Below are 18,801 nucleotides of genomic sequence, written 5' to 3'. Positions count from 1 at the left end.
GAACCGAGTGGTGAAAAATTCCGGGAATATATATAAAATTAAAAACAGGAGGATATGAACATGGAAACATATTACAATCCAGAAGACCTTGCAAAATTCGGTACAATTGGGGAAAAGGCACCAGAGTTAGCGGAAAAGTTCTTTGCATATTATAATGCAGTATTCGAAGAAGGCGCGCTGACAGCAAGAGAAAAATCACTGATCGCACTTGCAGTTGCACATACCGTACAGTGCCCATATTGTATCGATGCATATACGAATGACTGCCTGGATAAAGGTGTCAGTGAAGAACAGATGACAGAAGCCGTACATGTAGCAGCAGCAATCCGTGGTGGAGCAAGTCTTGTACATGGAGTGCAGATGAAAAATATCGTGAAAAAACTGGAGTTTTAAAAGATTTGGGAAATACAAAGACGAACAAATTTGTATAAGAAACGACAGTGTATGTATGAAAAAGATTAAAAAGAAAGATAATGAGGAAATTAAAACATGAAAAAGAAAATTGTGACATTATTACTGGTAGCTGCAATGACAGGAATAATGGTTGTCGGATGTGGATCAAAAGGGGATGATAAGACGTCCGATACTAAGACAGAGCAGACAGAAGACAAGAAAGATACTGACGAGAAAAAAGAACTGGCAGATGATGAATACCAGTATGTATCAGCCGCAGATACAGTAAAAGCAGATGGCGTTCATGTATTAGATGTCAGAGAGTGGGATAACTATGTGAAGGGAAGAGTTGCAAATTCTGAATGGTGTCCAATCTTTCCTCTGGAAGATGATTCCTTAGTAGATGAGATGACAACTTATGCAAAAGATCATCTGAATGATGGAAAAGACATCTACGTGATTTGTAACAGCGGAAAACGAGGAGCTGAAAAAGCAACAGGTGTATTAAGAGATGCGGGAATCGAATCAACTTCTATCTATACAGTAGAAGGTGGAGCAGAGGCACTCAGTAAAGAAAGTGGAGCTTTGATCACAGACCGTACGGAAGAAAATATCGATTGGAAATATGTATCAGGTAAAGATGCTGTTGACAAAATTGGAGATAAAGATGTACAATTTTTAGATGTTCGTGATGATGATACATATAAAGCTGGTCATTTAAAAGGAACACTTCAGTGCAGTCTGAAAGATTTTGATACAGAGGCTGCTCAGACAGCAATGTATAAACTGGCAACAGAGGAGATGGACAAAGACGAACCTGTATACATCCTTTGTTATAGCGGTAATAAATGCGCAAAGACAGCAATTTCAGTAATGAAAGATGCAGGATTTGATACAGACAATCTGTTCATCATTGAAAATGGTGCAAAAGATGGAGATGTATCCGGAGCATTTGTAACAGAATAAAACGAAGAAAAAGGGAGTAGGAATACCGCTCCCTTTTAGATATATTATGAAATCAAACAGGAGGACAAAAAACATGAAAAAGAAAGTACTGGCTGTATTATTAAGTACAGCAATGGTTGCATCCCTTGCAATTGGATGCGGATCAAATTCAAAATCAGATGACAGCAAATCTGATACAAAGACAGAGGCAAAAGCCGACACAAAAGAAGAGACAAAAGACGTTGAGCCGGTAGAGCAGAGGACGGTTTATGTAACGCCAGAATGGTTAAAGAGTGCACAGGATGGTAATCAGGAAGGCTACGAAGATGTAGTTGTTGCAGAAGTTGCTTATGGTGATGATGCAAAAGACTGTGATTCTTACCAGAAAGGTCATATTCCTGGAGCAATCTATGTTGGTGATGTTGAGGTAGAAGATGCTACAGGATCAGAGGAAGGAGCATATAATCTTCTTTCTGCTGATGAAATTGAGAAAAACCTTCTTTCACATGGTATTACAAAAGATACAAAGGTTGTTCTTTACGGAGGAGATATCTCTGGAACAGCACGTGTTGCTTACGCTTACATCTGGGCAGGTGTTGAAGATGTTAAAATTGTAAATGGTGGAATTGATGCATGGAAAAATGCCGGATATGAGACCGAGAAAAAGACAAATGAAGGAACAGAAGCAAAAGACTTCGGAACAACTGTACCGGCACATCCAGAATACTGGACATCTATTGAAGATGCAAAAGACAAACTTGCAAACGATGATAACTTCAAATTAGTAAGTATCAGAAGTGAAGAAGAATGGCTTGGTGAGACAAGTGGTTATAACTATATGGACAAAGCCGGCGAGCCGGACGGTGCTGTATGGGGAAAAGGTGCTAAGACAGCAGCAGACGTTGCAGATTTTACAAACGATGACGGAACAGTAAAAGATCTGGACGGATTCAAAGAAGTATGGAAAGACTGCGATTTCACATTAGATAATGATCTTGCATTCTATTGTGGAACAGGATGGAGAGCAACCGTACCATTCCTTGTACTTTATGAAAATGGATACGATAATATCTCTGTATACGATGGTGGATGGTATGAGTGGTTAATGCATGATGACTATCCGGTACAGGTTGGAGATCCTGCAAGTGCTGATTGTGTACATACAACAGTCGGAGAACTCCCTACAGGAAAAGCAGCAAAATAAAGTCGAATAAGAGTCAAAAAAAGAAATTTTTGAATGATAATAATTAAAATTACAAGCGCTGTCACTGAATACCGGTGACAGCGTTTGGCAGTTGTTAAGGAGTGACTATGAAAAAATTAGTATATATTTTACTTGATTTATTAACTGTTGTATTTATGATTGGGGCGTATGCGGTACAGTACTTTACCAGAAAAAAATTAGGTATGCTCCGATGGGTGAATTATCAGAATATGCAGATACAGAAAAATGCAGTTTATGGTATACTGAAATATATCACAGTTGTAGTTACGATTATATTTATTGTGATGATTATAGCGGGATATAAGAAGAAAAAAGCAATGATGAGAAAGCTTGATCTTGTGATGATTGTGATTATGTCACTACTAGGAATCTTTTATCTTGGAATTACAGTATTAAAGTCAATTGAAGTACTTCCAGCATATTACTTTTTAATGCCGCTTGTTGGGGCAGCGGTTCTGATGCAGATTATAAGAAATGGTATTGCAGTGGGGACAAAAAAGAATGAAAAATAAAAAAATGTGGATATTTATCGGGATTATCATCCTGATATTGATCTGTAATCATATTTTCGGATGGTCATCATACCTTGGAAATACAGAAAACCTGAAATTTTTAGAGCAGATGGTGAAGGACAATCTGATACTGGCCATTTTTATCTATACAGTGCTTACGATTATAAGTTGTGTAGTACTGGCTTTACCGGGTGTAACATTTGCAATAATTGCGGGACTGGTGTTCGGGCCGGTGCTTGGAACAATCTGCTGTTCTGTTGCTACCACACTTGGGGCGATGGTGGCATTTATTGTGGGAAGATTTTTTCTACAGGACAGTATCAGACCGGTGGCAATGAAGAATAAATATCTGAAAAAATGGCTGTTTGACGAGTCTGGAAATAACGAAATATTCATACTGATGATTACGAGGCTGGTTCCGCTGTTTCCGTATAATCTTCAGAACTTTGCATATGGAGTAACGGATATTAAGTTTTCGACATATTCTATCTGTTCTTTGATCTTTATGCTTCCGGGAACAGCCATGTATACAGTTGGAACGGCAGGACTTGCGGATAAAGAGAACCGTATCTTGTATATTGGAATTGCAGTTGTTCTGGCAGTGATCGTGATGGGACTTGGTGCATTTCTGAAAAAGCATTACGTGCAGGAGGAAAAAAGTGAAGAATAAAAATATAGTGGAGACATGTACACATTGTCATGCCTGCCAGAATCAATGTGCATTTTTGAAAAAATATGGCATTGATATCGGGGATACCGAAAAACTTAATGAGCTTGCATACCATTGCTTTTTATGCGGGAAATGTACAGAGGTATGTCCTGAGAAGATTGATGGGAGAGCATATATTCTGAACCTACGCAGAAAAAAAGTCGAAGAAGCGGATGGAAATTTTACAGAAAAAGGCTATGGAATACTCTTAAAAGAAAAGAAGGATTATATATACCGGAATTACAGGCATGCGCAGGGGGAAAGTGTCTTATTTCCGGGGTGTAATTTTCCTTCTTTTTATCCAAAGACGACAAAAAAACTGGTAAATGTGTTAAAGTCATATGGTATTGGAGTTGCATATGACTGTTGCGGAAAGCCGGTTGCAGAACTTGGTCTGGAAGCAGATGAAAAACGCATTATGAACCGGATAGACCGGGAATTAAAAACAAGAAAAATAAAAGAAGTAATCATGCTTTGTCCGAACTGCTATGCTTATCTGAAACCTCGGCTTACAGAGGTAAAGATCACAAGCATCTATGAAAAGCTGGAAGAACTGGGAATTGGAAAGAAAAATCTTACACCGGCGAAGGTATTCCTTCCATGCCCGGACAGAGAAAAAAAAGAACTGTTAAGTCAGATAGAAGCTTATGCAAGTGGTGGACTTACGCCAGTTGGAAATGTACAGTGCTGCGGGCTTGGAGGCTGTGCACCGGTTAAAGAGCCAGAGCTTGCAAAGAACATGGGAGAAGCGTTAAATGCCGGATTAAAAGATCGTGAGAGTGAAAAGATATACAGCTATTGTGCATCCTGTGCAGGCAATCTGAACCGCAACGGCTGCAGGAACGTAATCCATGTTCTGACAGAAATTATGGAGACATATGAGAAAACAGATACCGGAAAGTCCATGCTTAACCGTATAAAGACAAAGTTTATATAAGACAGTAATAGAGCGTGACATGTATCTGGCAGAAAGTATTGTTCAGACACATTGTGACGGTCAGGCAAAGAGGCCAGAAACATAAAAAGAGGAAGCAGATGAAAATGAAACGAGCAGTGATTGTATTTACAAGAGTTCCGGTTCCGGGACAGACAAAGACAAGAATGATGCCATACTTTTCACCGGTGGAATGTGCAAGACTTCATGAAAATTTTCTAAAAGACATTGCACAGGAGTGTGAAAAAGTAAATGCAGATATATTCGTATGCTATACACCACAGAGAGGAAAAGCATATCTGAAGACTATATTTAAAGGTGCAGTAGATTACATTCCGCAGACGGGGGAAGGTCTGGGAGAAAGAATGTATCAGGCAATCGAATGTGTGCTGGGAAACGGATATGATTCCTGTGTATTAATTGGAACGGACATACCGGAACTTAAGGCTTCTGATCTGGAATATGCGCTGAGACTTCTGGATGTAAATGATGTAGTCTTTGGTCCGACTGTAGATGAAGGATATTATCTTGTCGGCATGAAAAGGCCAATAAGGGAAGTATTTGAAAAAAAGACATATGGTACGGGAAATGTTCTGGAACAGACGGTAGCACCGTTAAAGGAGACGGGACTGACGGTTGGATATGTGAGAAGGCTGCAGGATATGGATGACAGGGAAGACATTACCTGTTACAGAAGCCGTATGAGAGTGCAGAAATCACTTCAGAAAACATATACTGGCCGGTATCTTTTAAAAAAGCAGAAGATTTCTGTCATTGTTCCGATATATAATGAAGAGACAACAATCGAAAAACTGCAGGAGCAATTGTTGCCGTTGCAGAAAAAATGCGAGATCATTTTCGTAGATGGTGGAAGTACAGATGCAACCATATCTATGATTGATCCTTCATTTAAAATCCTGCGTTCGCCAAAGGGGAGGGCGAATCAGATGAATCTGGGTGCCAGAGAGAGTAAAGGGGATATTCTGTTCTTCCTCCACAGCGACAGTGAACTTCCCAAAAAGCCATTGGAAGAAATCCGTGAAGTAATGAAAGATTATGAAGCAGGCTGTTTTGGTATAGCATTTCATTCCAGACAGTTCTTTATGTGGACTTGCAGAGTCATTTCCAATCACCGGATCAAAGACAGAAAAGTCATGTTTGGGGATCAGGGAATCTTTATTACCAGAGAATTATTCTTTGAGGCAGGGATGTTCCCGAATCTCCCAATTATGGAGGACTATCAGTTCTCGCTTACATTAAAGGAGATGGGAGTGAAGCTTGGAATTGCCAGACACAGAATCTATACCTCGGACCGGAGATTTCCGAAAAAGACGATACCACAGTTAAAAGTCATGTGGAAGATGAACCGGTTAAGGAAGATGTACAGAGACGGAGTGCCGATAGAAACGATATCAAAGTTATATAAAGACGTAAGATGATAACTGGCACTATAAAAAAATAAATCAGTATCAGAACAAATCATTCCTGCAATCTACATTCCTTACTTTGCGATATATTTTGTAGAAAGGTTTTTATGCATACTTTGGAATCTTTGTGTAAAATGTCAGGTATAAAAAAGGATAAAAAATAACTATGGAACGAATAAAAGGATTAAAAGAATATGTAAAAAGTAAAGACTACAGAGAGGCACTGGGACTGCCAACGGAGCAGGAAGAAGAATATAAGATGCTGGCCCAGGGAGAATATAATATCAATTATATTTTTGAACATCCAAAGACAGGACAGAAGCTATTGCTTCGTGTGAACTGCGGAAGCCAGATGCATCTGGAAGATCAGATCGGTTATGAATTCTACGCACTGCAGCTACTGAAAGATTCAGGAAGAACGCCGAAGGCATTATATGTAGACGGAAGTAAAAAACTTCTGGATCACGGAATCATGGTAATGGAATATCTTCCGGGAAAGGCACTGGATTATCATACAGATATGAAGTATGCTGCTGAATGTCTGGCAGATATCCACAGTGTCAGAATCCCGGAATCTGAAAAAGTATTGATACGTCCGGAAAATCCACTCATTGCCATACTGGAAGAGTGTGAGGAGATGGTAAAGACATATATGGATTCCCCACTTGGAAAAGATAAGACAAAACAGACAATCCGGGATTTGCTTGATCAGGCATGGAAAAAAGCGAGAAAGTCAGATATAGAATTAACGTATGCATGCTGCATTAATACAGAACTGAATTCCAGCAATTTCCTGATCGGAGGGGAAGGAAAGCCAAACTATCTGATTGACTGGGAAAAGCCGCTTTTAGGAGACCCGGCGCAGGATCTGGGACATTTCCTTGCACCGACAACAACATTTTGGAAGACAGACGTAATCCTTGGTATGGAAGAGATAGAGATATTCATAGATAATTATATCGAATGTGTAGGAGGACGTTTTGATACGACGGGACTAAAGGAACGGACGAAAACATTTGTAGAGATAACATGTTTAAGAGGCATTACATGGTGTGCTATGGCATGGGTACAGTATCAGCAGCCGGACAAACTGATTGTAAATGAATTCACGTATCGGAAGCTGGAAGCGTATCTGTCGGAGGAATTCCTTGAAAAGATAGAGAAATTTCTTGAGCATAAGAATGTATAAGCTGGAAACTGAAAAAATATCTTGGAAAAGTACAAATATAAAAGGATAAAATAAAAAAGAAGAATGAAGGAGAACAAAAATGGAAAAAGAAAAGATTGCAGAACTTTTTATGAAAGGAATTGACTGCTCGCAGGTGGTAGTCGGAGCATTTGCAGAAAATCTTGGAATCACACAGGAAGAGGCATACAAGATGGCAGCCGGATTCGGTGGGGGAATGGGAATTGGTGAAACTTGCGGGGCAGTTGTAGGTGCAATGATCGTACTTGGACTTTGCTTTGGACACTGTGATACAGAACATATGGAGCAAAAAGATGTCATGAATGCAAAAAGAGCAGAGTTTTTGACAAAATTTCAGGAAAAATATAGCGTCTGTAGCTGCAAAAGTTTATTAAAACATGATATCGCAGATCCAGAAGGTATGAAGAAAATATTGGACGAGGGACTGTTGTTTGATTTCTGTCCGGAAGTAGTAAAAGATACAATTGATATACTGAATGAGGTTTGCAATGGATGATATAATCAAGGATTTTCATGATTTGGCAGAGATTCCGCCATTTCAGGAGACGATACCGGATAAAAAATATATGGACACGGAAGAACATCTGGATGTATTACAGATGAATATCGGGCGTAAATGCAATCTGGTCTGTAAGCACTGTCATGTGGATGCGGGACCTGGAAGAACCGAAGAGATGTCAAAAGAAGTGATGGATGCCTGTCTTACATTTGCAAAAGAGCAGAACATTGCAACGATAGACATTACCGGAGGAGCACCAGAGATGAATCCGCACCTGGAATATCTGATAGAAGAAAGCAGCAAAATCTGTGATCATATCATAGTAAGAACGAATCTGGTTATTCTTCTTGAAAAAAAATATGAGCATCTTATGGAAGTATATGCAAGGAATAAAGTAGAAGTAGTGTGTTCGCTTCCGTATTACCGTGCGGCAGAGATGGATAAGGTGCGTGGAGCCGGATCGTTTGATAAAGCGATTGAAGTAATACGGTGCCTGAATGAGATGGGATATGGAAAAAATCCGGAATTAGTATTGAATATGGTCTATAATCCGGCGGGAGCTTTCTTTCCACCAGATCAGGAAGCGATGGAAAAAGAATATAAACAGAAACTATCACAGGATTTTGGCATTGTATTTAACAGTCTTTATACATTGTATAATAATCCGATGGGAAGATTCGGGGCATTCTTAAGAAGATCAGGTAATCTGAAGCGGTATATGAAGAAATTATTTGATGCATTCAATGCAGATACAGTAGAAGCTCTGATGTGCAGGACACAGCTCTCAGTTGATTATGACGGACAGCTGTATGATTGTGACTTTAATCTGGCGGCCGGACTTTCTGTAATTGGTGGACAGACGATATTTGATGTTACCGGACAGCCATATCAGATACGAAAGATACGTATGGATAAGCATTGTTATGCATGTACAGCGGGATCGGGATCCAGCTGAGGTGGTGCAACGAGTTAGGCAGGCTGTCTGACAAATATGTCTGGAAGAAGTGTGTATGTTATGGTACACTAATTCAGTATGAACAATAATTATGCATAGAAAATGCAAGAATATACAAAAAGGAGAAAACAAATGCCAGTTTTTGATTTTAATTCAACACCAGATGAAAAGAAACCAGCGGAATGTACCTATACAGTCATCCGCTCGAATGAAAATGAAGCAACAGCAGAAAAACCAATGATGGTTCTGGATAATAAAGCACGCAAATGGGATCATCATTCCTGTGGTGTATTTACCAATCCGATCAAGAGAACATCGTTCGAATTCCAGCAGGAAGATGGAACCGTAAGTGCAGATATCTTAAAGATTGATGCAAGATTTGTAAGCCTGTTAAAATGGCTGGGGGAAAATCACATCAATGTCCGTCTTTCCGGTGAAAATACAGAAGAAGGATATGCAGTATACAAGATCCGTGAGATCGCATTCGGCGGTGGAACGAAGTTATCGGCAGAAGACGGATTCCTGCAGTTTATGATCGAGCGTCTCCTTGCAAGTAATGCACCTGCAGAAGAGGCAGAGGACGAAGATGAGGATGAAGCAGGAGATGATATGAAGCTTACAAGTCTTCAGAGCATTACGGATTTCATGAATTGTGCGGGAAGAACACTTCCAGATAATATCCGCCTCTGGGCAAGACGTAACCTTGCAGTGGCCCGCTCTCATGAAGTATCACCTGAAGAAAGACGCCACGCACAGAGAGCACTTTCTATTATGATGAATGTACAGTGGAAGAGTAATTACTTCGAAGCAATCGATCCGGATGAAGCACGCAGGATCCTGGATGAAGAGCTCTATGGAATGGAACGTGTAAAACAGAGAATCATCGAGACGATTATCCAGATCAACCGTACGCATACATTGCCGGCATATGGACTTCTGTTAGTAGGACCGGCAGGAACAGGTAAGTCACAGATTGCTTATGCGGTAGCACGTATCCTGAAGCTTCCTTGGACAACTCTGGATATGAGTTCGATTAATGATCCGGAACAGTTAACCGGAAGCTCGCGTATCTATGCTAATGCAAAGACTGGTATCATCATGGATGCATTTGCCATGGCAGGAGAATCGAATCTGGTATTTATCATCAACGAGCTTGATAAAGCAGCATCCGGAAAAGGCAATGGTAACCCGGCAGATGTACTTCTGACACTTTTGGATAACCTTGGATTCACCGACAACTATATCGAGTGTATGATCCCGACAGTAGGTGTATATCCAATTGCAACAGCAAATGATAAATCACAGATCAGTGCACCGTTGATGTCACGTTTTGCGGTAATCGATATTCCGGACTATACACCGGAAGAGAAGAAAGTCATCTTCTCAAAATTCGCACTTCCGAAGGTCTTAAAGAGAATGAGCCTCAGAGAAGATGAGTGTATTATGAGCGAAGAAGGTCTGAATGAAGTAATCGAATTATATTCTAATACTTCAGGAATCCGTGATCTGGAGCAGGCAGCAGAGCATATTGCGGCAAATGCATTGTATCAGATTGAAGTAGACCATGTAAAATCTGTTACATTTGACGCTGAGATGGTAAGAAATCTGTTAAAATAATGAGTACAACGTTTTTTACAAGAGATAAGAATTTTTATAAAATATTTTTCCGTCTTATGATCGTGGTAGCACTCCAGAATCTGGTGGCATACAGTGTCAATATGCTGGATAATATTATGCTTGGAAGCTATAGCCAGAGTGCGTTATCCGGGGCTGCGACGGTGAATCAGATATTCTTTATCGTGAACCAGCTGGCGCTTTCCATCGGAAATGCACTGGTAGCGATGAGTTCCCAGTACTGGGGAAAGAAAGAGACGGGACAGATCCGGAATCTGACCGGTGTCGCACTTACGATCAGTATGATGTTTGCAGTGGTGATTGTTGTATTGTGCAGTGTGATACCGGAACAGCTGCTCCGGATTTTTACCACATCCCCGGAGATTATTGCAGAGGGAAAAGTTTATCTTGGACTTTTAAAGTGGACGTTTATCCTATTTATGATCAGTAATCTGCTGATTGCAATGCTTCGGAGTGTAGAGACGGTAAAGATATCGTTCATCATATCGGTTATATCACTCATCACGAATGGATGTATCAATTATACACTGATTTTTGGAAAGTTCGGATTTCCGGAGATGGGAATCCGGGGAGCTGCGATCGGAACACTGACGGCAAGGACGCTGGAACTTCTGATCGTAGCATGCTATATCTGGAAGATTGATAAGAAGGTCCGCTTATTTGGAGGAAAATTATTACACATTACTTTCGCACCGGAGAATAAAAAGATGTGGGGTGCATACTTAAAGGTGGCGCTTCCGATTATGTGTTCTGGAATGATCTGGGCAATCTCTGTGCCTATGCAGACTGCAATCCTTGGGCACCTGTCTTCGGATGCAATTGCGGCAAATTCGGTATCCAGTACATTTTTCCAGTATCTGAAGGTAATTGTGATTGCGATATCATCGGCATCGGCAGTAGTGGTCGGAAAAGATATCGGAGCCGGTGACATAGAACGTGTGAAATCAGACGCAAGAACATTGTCAGTGATTGATGTATGCATCGGGATTGTGCTGGCACTATTATTGTTCGTGCTGAGAAAACCACTGTTGTCTATGTACAAATTAAACGATACGGCAGCAGTTCTGGCAGATCATTTTATCATGGTCATGAGTGGGGTTATGATCGGAATGTCGTATCAGATGCCGGTATCTGTTGGAATTATCCAGGGAGCAGGAGATACAAAGTTTTCCATGTGTATGAATCTGATCTCGACATGGGGAATTGTCATGCCGCTTTCATTGCTTTCGGCGTTCGTGTGGAAATTACCGGTAGAACTGGTTGTGGTTGCGGTGCAGTCGGATCAGCTCTTTAAAGGGATTCCGGTGTTCCTGCGGTTCAGAAGTTATAAGTGGATTCATAAGCTGACTTAGATACCAGAGTATGCAAGACTTCCGGAAGACAACAAAGCGTCTGCAATAAACTGATAATTTAGTGAAATGAATGCTGATTTGACAGTGTATCTGTAAAAAATTACATAATAAAATAGATGCCGCCGGATATTCAGTTCTGGCGGCATTTTTGTGGGAAATTTCCAGTAATATTCTTGAAAGAAAATAAATATATTTAATGCGTTACAGGTAAAAAAGAGCTATAATAAATAAGAATAACGGAATTTTCCGGGAAAGTAATGGGATTTATTATGTATGCAATATCTTATATTGAGATAAACACCTGCTGCATGATCATCCTGTTATTGATTTTACACAGACATTTGCGTGGGCTGGATAAGAGTCTGGCAGCGAATACATTTCTTTCTTTTTCATATGCAGAATGTGAACTGGGAAGAAAATGGGTAAATGACAAAAGAAAACGATGAGTGTATAAAATAATGAAACGGAAGATAAATCGGAGACAGGTATACAGAAATACATTGCTTGTATTTATCGTAGCATTTCTGGTGGTACTGATTGGTGTATTTGCGCTGAACCGGAATCAGGAGAAGGCAGAAAAATTAAAAGCAGAATACACCGCAGAGACTACGATAGGAAGGGTAGAGTCACAACTGAATAAGTATCTGGCAGAGTCGGATCTGATCAAAAAGATGATTGAGTCAGGAAATAATATCGATGGTGATTCATTTGAAAAACTTTCAGAACTTATGCGAGATGAAAATGGAGTAATCGAGGCAAATGAACTTGCAAAAGATGGCATAGTGAATCAGGCATACCCATTAGAGGGAAATGAAGTAGCAATCGGTCTTGATATGCTGAAGAATCCGGCTAGAAAAAAAGAAGCAAGACAGGCAAAGAAAAGCGGCGAATATACAATCGCAGGACCATATGAACTGGTCCAGGGAGGAACCGGTGCACTGCTGTTCGAGCCGGTATATCAAAAAGATAAGGATGGTAAAAAGCAGTTCTGGGGATTTTCCATTCTCGTGCTTAACTGGGAAAAGTTTATGGAAGAGACAGAGCTTAATAAACTGGAAGATGCCGGTTATGATTATCAGATCTGGAAAAAGGATAAGTATAACGGGAAAAAGATTGTAATCGCAGAAAGCAGGAAGCAAAAGCCTTCCAACTCTCTGGAGGTAAAATGTTCGGTACCAAATGATATGTGGTATTTTGAAATTGCACCACATGAGGGGTGGATTTCATTAAGAATGATCGTATTTGGTGTGATTATATCACTGGCGCTTGGGGGACTTCTGGCAAGTGTATACTACCAGTTTGCAATGCAGCAATATAAGGATTATGTACACGAGAAAAAATTACAGAAATCCGTAAGAGAAGCAAGGGCTGCAAATGAAGCAAAGACCCGGTTCCTGTTCAATATGAGTCATGATATCCGTACTCCTATGAATGCTATCATAGGATTTGCGGAGCTTCTGGAGAAGCATCTGGATAATAAAGAACGGGCAATGGATTACGTGAAGAAAATCCGGTCTTCGAGTTCATTTTTACTGTCGATCATCAATTATGTGCTTGAGATGGCAAGAATTGAAAGTGGGAAGGCAACACTTAAGTCAGAAACAGGTAATTTTGAAGAACTGGTCAATTCACTGGGTGCAGTTTTCGAACCGGCAGTAAAAGAAAAGGGACTGGAATATCACTGCAAGCTTGATGTAAAGCATAGCAATGTGATCTGTGACCAGACAAAGATAAGGGAAATCATTCTGAATATTGTGGGAAATGCTATAAAATATACACCAGAAGGTGGAAAAGTCTCTATGAAGATAACAGAGAGTCCGTCTGAAACCAGTGAAAGAGCGCTTTATAAGCTGACCATTGAAGATAACGGAATCGGAATGAGCGAAGAATACCTGCCACATATCTTTGAAGAGTTCACAAGAGAACGGACTACAACAGAAAGTAAGATCATCGGTACAGGACTTGGACTTCCAATTGTAAAATCACTGGTAGATCTGATGCAGGGAAGCATTGAGGTAGAAAGTGAACTCGGAAAGGGAACGAAGTTTGAAGTTATTCTTCCATTAAAAATTGTAACAGAGCAGCAGATGAATGAAAAACAGGAAAAAACTGCGCAGATGATTCCGGATGCTCTGAGAGGGAAGAAGATATTACTTGCAGAAGATAATGAGCTGAATGCAGAGATTGCAATGACGATTCTGGAAGAATATGGATTTGAAGTCACAAAAACGGCAGATGGAAAAGAATGTCTGGAAGAGCTTAAGCGGATGCCGGAGCATACATACGACATTATACTGATGGATATCCAGATGCCGAATATGGATGGTTACGAAGCAACGACGCAGATCCGCGCATTAGACGGAGAACGGAGTAGAATCCCGATCGTAGCCATGACGGCAAATGCATTCGACGAAGATAAGAAAAAAGCAATCGATACAGGAATGAACGGACATGTTGCAAAGCCAATCGACATTCATGTATTGATACGTACATTGAAAGAGGTTCTTTTATAATGGAATGGAAAGAATTTGAAGCTACATTTCCAATACAACTGAACGAACAGCAAAAGGAAGCAGTACAGAGCACAGAAGGGCCGGTACTGCTTCTTGCTGTGCCGGGGTCCGGGAAGACTACCGTGCTGGTTACACGTCTGGGATATATGATCTATTGCAAAGGCATCAGACCGGAACGGATACTGACGGTTACGTATACCGTAACGGCAACAAAGGATATGAGACAGCGGTTTGCCACGCGTTTTGGGGAAGAACTTGCAGGGCGTCTGGAATTCCGTACGATCAATGGTATCTGTGCAAGAATCATCCAGTATTATGGAAGACGCATCGGTAAAACTCCGTTTGAGCTTGTAAAGGATGAAAAAGAGACGACGAAAATGCTGGTAAAGATCTGTCAGGAACATGGAATGGGATATCCGGCGGAGAGTGATCTGAAGAATGTAAGAACGCTGATTACATATATCAAAAATATGATGCTGACAGAAGAAGAGATACAGAAGCTGGAAGAAAAAGAAGAGATAAAGATAGCGGGAATTTATAAGGCATATTGTCAGCAGATGCGGAAAGTGAACCTGATGGATTATGATGATCAGATGCTGTATGCCTATAAGATGCTGCGGATGGATGGGGAGCTTCTGGCATATTTTCAGAACCTGTATCCGTATATCTGTGTGGATGAGGCACAGGATACATCGAAGATCCAGCATGCGATCATTGCACTTCTGGCTTCGAAGACGAAGAATCTTTTTATGGTCGGAGATGAGGATCAGAGTATCTATGGATTCAGGGCGGCTTATCCGGAGGCATTATTGTCATTTGAAACGCATTATCCGGGGGCGAAGGTACTTCTGATGGAAGAAAACTTCCGGTCGAATGCCAACATTGTAAAAGCTGCGGATACATTTATCCAGAAAAACACGATGCGGCATGAGAAGCATATGTATGCGGCAAGGGAGGCAAAAGAACCGGTAAAAGAGATAAGATTAAAATCAAGACGGGCGCAGTATGCGTATCTTTTAAAGATTGCAAGAGACTGCAGTGAAAAAACGGCGGTGCTATATAGGGACAATGAATGTGCGATCCCATTGATTGATCTTCTGGAACGACACAATATCCCGTACCGGATGCGCAATGCAGAGCTTACATTTTTCACCCACCGCACGGTGCTGGATATTCAGAATATTATTCGTTTTGCATTGAATCCAAAAGATACAGAACTTTTTTTACAGATATATTACCGTTTGAAAACATTTATAAAAAAGGAAGAAGCTATCCGGATCACAAAGATCAGCCGGGAAAAAGATATCCCGGTACTGGAAGCAGCTGTAAAGTATGGACAGCTTGAAAGTTATACGGCAGAGAATATAAGGACTTTAGACCGGCAGATGAAACTGATGTTAAAAGAGCCTGGAGATAAGGCCGTGAACCGGATACTGCAGCTGATGGGGTATCAGGAATATCTGAAGCACAGCGGTGCGAACGGAAGTAAGCTTGAGATTGTAAAGACGATTGGAAGGCTGGTAGAATCACCGGAGAAATTACTGGAACGTCTGGAAGAACTGAAGATGATCATCCAGGAAAAAAAGACGGACTATAATTGTCCATTTATTCTGTCTACGATCCATGCCAGCAAAGGTCTGGAATACGAGACAGTATATCTGATGGATGTAGTAGACGGAATACTGCCGGAGAAAGTACCGGGCAGTATCTATAAGGCTGAAAAAGAAGAGATAGAGACCTATGAAGAAGAACGGCGCCTTTTCTATGTAGGAGTAACAAGAGCGAAGGATCAGTTAAATGTGTTCATGATCCAGAAACCGTCGAAGTTCTGCAGTGAATTGCTTGGTAAGGCGGGAGCAAGAGAATCGGTACGGGAAGAATGGGCAGGAAGAACGGAACATGGAATCTATGGCGAAAAGCAAAAAGCTGGTTATCGAAAGAATCATAAGGTTGATTTTTATATGGATAACGGGAGCAGGAAGCCGGAAAAGAATAGGAATACAGGCAAAAATTATCAGGAACTGGCAGAAGAACTTGGAGCGGGAGTGATCGTCAGACATAAAAAGTTTGGACAGGGCGTTGTGACAGATATGGATGATGATTATGTAAGAATCCAGTTTGGAGATACGGTGAAAAGTATGGATCTTAAGATTCTGGCACGCCTTGGTGTGCTTGAAATTAAAAATGACTAATGGTCAAAAATACATTGACTGTTAGTCTTTTTTGATGTATAGTGCAGGTAGGATATAAAATGACCAACAGTCATAAAGAGCGGAACATCATATGCTCATAAAAGGAGGGGAAGTTATGAACATGGTCGCATTTGGTAAAAAAGTAGTGAAATTTAGAATTCCAATACTTATTATAAGTATTCTGCTTTTGATTCCGGCGGGGATTGGCTATGTGAATACAAGAGTTAATTATGATGTGCTGACCTATCTGCCGGAGGATATCGAGACGATGCAGGGCCAGGATATCCTGGTCAAAGACTTTGGAACCGGAGCATTCTCAATGTTTATTGTGGATGGTATGGAAGATAAGGAAGTCTCGGCACTGAAGTCTGAAATCGAAAAAGTTGATCATGTAGAGAAGGTACTGTGGTACGATTCGCTGGCAGATATCAGTATACCAAAAAACATGATCCCAAAGAAAGTCTATGATGTATTTAATTCAGACACGGGAACGATGATGGCAATCTTCTTTGATGAAGGTACCTCTTCGGACGGAACAATGGAAGCAATCGGGGAAATCCGGAAACTGGCCGGAAAGAATTGTTTCTTAAGTGGAATGTCTGCAATTGTTACAGATACTAAGAATCTGGCTGAAAAAGAGACGCCGTTATATGTGCTGATCGCGGTGATTCTGGCAGTCATTGTACTTGGACTTACGATGGATTCGTATTTTATACCGCTGTTATTCATGCTTAGTATTGGAATGGCAATCGTATATAATCTTGGAAGTAACTATTTCTTTGGAGAGATTTCGTATATTACGAAAGCCCTGGCAGCAGTTTTACAGCTGGGGGTTACACTGGATTATTCTATCTTTTTGATGCATAGTTATGAAGAACAGCAGGTACGCTATGACGGCGATAAAGAACGGGCGATGGCACATGCGATTTCCCAGACATTTTCATCGATAATTGGAAGTTCTGTTACAACTGTGGCAGGATTTATTGCACTTTGCTTTATGACATTTACACTTGGTATGGATATCGGAGTGGTTATGGTAAAAGGTGTTATCCTTGGTGTGATCGCATGCGTTACAATCCTTTCATCCATGATTCTTTGCTGTGATAAATGGATTACAAAGGCGATTCATAAGCCTATCCTTCCGAATATTGGAAAGATATCAGACAAAGTTACGAAACGGTATATGGTCTACGTGGTTATTTTCCTGGTACTTTTATTCCCGGCAATTTATGGAAATAATCATACGGCGGTATATTACAATCTGGATGAGACACTGCCAAAGGACCTTCCGAGTATCATTGCGAATGAAAAGCTGAAAGCAGATTATGATATGAATACCACACATATGATCCTGGTGGACAGTTCCGTAGAGTCTTCCGAAGTAGCCAGGATGATCAATAAGATGGACGAAGTAGACGGTGTAAAATGGGCACTTGGACTGGATGCACTGATCGGACCATCGATTCCGCAGAGTATGATCCCGGAATCTGTAACCGAGATGCTTAAGAATGATAAGTATCAGCTTCTGCTGGTTAATTCAGAATATAAAGTAGCATCCGATGAACTGAACGCACAGATCAAAGAACTGAACAAGATCCTTCACAAATATGACAAAGGCGGAATGCTAATCGGTGAAGGCCCGCTGACAGCAGATCTGATCGATATTACAGACACAGACTTCAAGACAGTCAGTATCGTGTCCATTGGAATTATATTTGTGATTATATTATTACTGTTCAAATCCATCTCGCTTCCGATTATACTGGTTGGAGTCATTGAATTTGCGATATTTGTAAATATGGGAATCCCGTATTACACAGGAACAAAGCTTCCGTTCGTTGCATCGATCGTTATCGGTACTATCCAGCTTGGTTCTACGGTAGATTATGCGATCCTTATGACGACTAGATATAAAAGAGAACGCAGCCACGGAGCAGAAAAGTATGAGGCAATCACAACTGCACACCGTGCATCCGCTCAGTCAATCATGGTAAGTGCATTGAGTTTCTTCGCAGCAACGATTGGTGTCGGACTGTATTCGAATATTGACATGATCAGTTCACTGTGTATCCTGATGGCAAGAGGTGCGATTATCAGTATGATCGTTGTTATCTTTGTATTGCCGTCGATGTTCATGGTATTTGATAAGGTGATCGTGAAGACGAGTAAGGGATTTTTACCAAAATAAGATAAAAAGCCAATTGTCAAAATGCAAAGTAGACCATGGGGACGTGAAAATATGGCTTTTTTACTGTCCCCGTTGACATCCGGTAATCAGATATACAAAGCCGGAATGGAAAGGA

General features: G+C 40.7%; 15 protein-coding genes. All 15 read left to right on the top strand.

Annotation, left to right across the window (positions count from 1 at the left end):
• Positions 1-60 precede the first annotated feature (60 nt).
• Positions 61-393, top strand: coding sequence for an arsenosugar biosynthesis-associated peroxidase-like protein (locus tag ACWJAF_RS09050; protein ID WP_195256304.1), 333 nt, complete (start codon positions 61-63; stop codon positions 391-393).
• Positions 394-489: 96 nt separating this feature from the next.
• Positions 490-1,359 carry a rhodanese-like domain-containing protein gene (locus ACWJAF_RS09045; RefSeq protein WP_448863392.1) on the top strand — a complete coding sequence of 290 codons (870 nt, stop codon included), beginning with the start codon at positions 490-492 and terminating at the stop codon, positions 1,357-1,359.
• A 73-nt stretch (positions 1,360-1,432) separates the two neighbouring features.
• A complete protein-coding gene (locus tag ACWJAF_RS09040) occupies positions 1,433-2,542 on the top strand; it encodes a sulfurtransferase (protein ID WP_296032527.1) in 1,110 nt (369 codons plus the stop codon).
• 107 nt (positions 2,543-2,649) lie between these two features.
• The gene (locus ACWJAF_RS09035; protein ID WP_448863390.1) at positions 2,650-3,075 is read left to right on the top strand and encodes a hypothetical protein; all 426 of its coding nucleotides are present in this window, start codon (positions 2,650-2,652) and stop codon (positions 3,073-3,075) included.
• Positions 3,065-3,745: a TVP38/TMEM64 family protein gene (locus ACWJAF_RS09030; protein ID WP_448863388.1), complete on the top strand. Its 681-nt coding sequence runs from the start codon at positions 3,065-3,067 to the stop codon at positions 3,743-3,745. Before ACWJAF_RS09035 ends, ACWJAF_RS09030 begins: the two co-directional genes overlap by 11 nt.
• Positions 3,735-4,721, top strand: coding sequence for a heterodisulfide reductase-related iron-sulfur binding cluster (locus ACWJAF_RS09025; RefSeq protein ID WP_448863386.1), 987 nt, complete (start codon positions 3,735-3,737; stop codon positions 4,719-4,721). The genes ACWJAF_RS09030 and ACWJAF_RS09025 overlap by 11 nt, the downstream gene beginning before the upstream one ends.
• A gap of 104 nt (positions 4,722-4,825) precedes the next feature.
• Positions 4,826-6,157, top strand: a complete 1,332-nt coding sequence (locus tag ACWJAF_RS09020; protein ID WP_448863415.1) for a TIGR04283 family arsenosugar biosynthesis glycosyltransferase — start codon at positions 4,826-4,828, stop codon at positions 6,155-6,157.
• 154 nt (positions 6,158-6,311) lie between these two features.
• Positions 6,312-7,334: a phosphotransferase family protein gene (locus ACWJAF_RS09015; RefSeq protein WP_448863384.1), complete on the top strand. Its 1,023-nt coding sequence runs from the start codon at positions 6,312-6,314 to the stop codon at positions 7,332-7,334.
• A 79-nt stretch (positions 7,335-7,413) separates the two neighbouring features.
• Complete coding sequence (locus ACWJAF_RS09010) at positions 7,414-7,848, top strand: C-GCAxxG-C-C family protein (protein WP_296093989.1); 435 nt, start codon at positions 7,414-7,416, stop codon at positions 7,846-7,848.
• Positions 7,841-8,806 (top strand): arsenosugar biosynthesis radical SAM (seleno)protein ArsS, encoded by a 966-nt coding sequence (arsS, locus tag ACWJAF_RS09005; protein ID WP_448863382.1) that lies wholly within the window; start codon positions 7,841-7,843, stop codon positions 8,804-8,806. The genes ACWJAF_RS09010 and arsS overlap by 8 nt, the downstream gene beginning before the upstream one ends.
• Before the next feature lie 132 nt (positions 8,807-8,938).
• Positions 8,939-10,423, top strand: a complete 1,485-nt coding sequence (locus ACWJAF_RS09000; RefSeq protein WP_448863380.1) for an AAA family ATPase — start codon at positions 8,939-8,941, stop codon at positions 10,421-10,423.
• Positions 10,423-11,793, top strand: coding sequence for an MATE family efflux transporter (locus ACWJAF_RS08995; protein WP_448863378.1), 1,371 nt, complete (start codon positions 10,423-10,425; stop codon positions 11,791-11,793). Before ACWJAF_RS09000 ends, ACWJAF_RS08995 begins: the two co-directional genes overlap by 1 nt.
• Before the next feature lie 458 nt (positions 11,794-12,251).
• Positions 12,252-14,306, top strand: a complete 2,055-nt coding sequence (locus ACWJAF_RS08990) for an ATP-binding protein (protein ID WP_448863376.1) — start codon at positions 12,252-12,254, stop codon at positions 14,304-14,306.
• Positions 14,306-16,498, top strand: a complete 2,193-nt coding sequence (locus ACWJAF_RS08985) for an ATP-dependent helicase (protein WP_448863374.1) — start codon at positions 14,306-14,308, stop codon at positions 16,496-16,498. Before ACWJAF_RS08990 ends, ACWJAF_RS08985 begins: the two co-directional genes overlap by 1 nt.
• 121 nt (positions 16,499-16,619) lie before the next feature.
• Positions 16,620-18,686 (top strand): efflux RND transporter permease subunit, encoded by a 2,067-nt coding sequence (locus tag ACWJAF_RS08980; RefSeq protein WP_448863413.1) that lies wholly within the window; start codon positions 16,620-16,622, stop codon positions 18,684-18,686.
• Positions 18,687-18,801 lie beyond the last annotated feature (115 nt).

This window comes from Dorea sp. (assembly GCF_977044405.1).
Note: the sequence above shows the minus strand (reverse complement) of the source record. Positions and strands in the feature narration are given on the sequence as shown.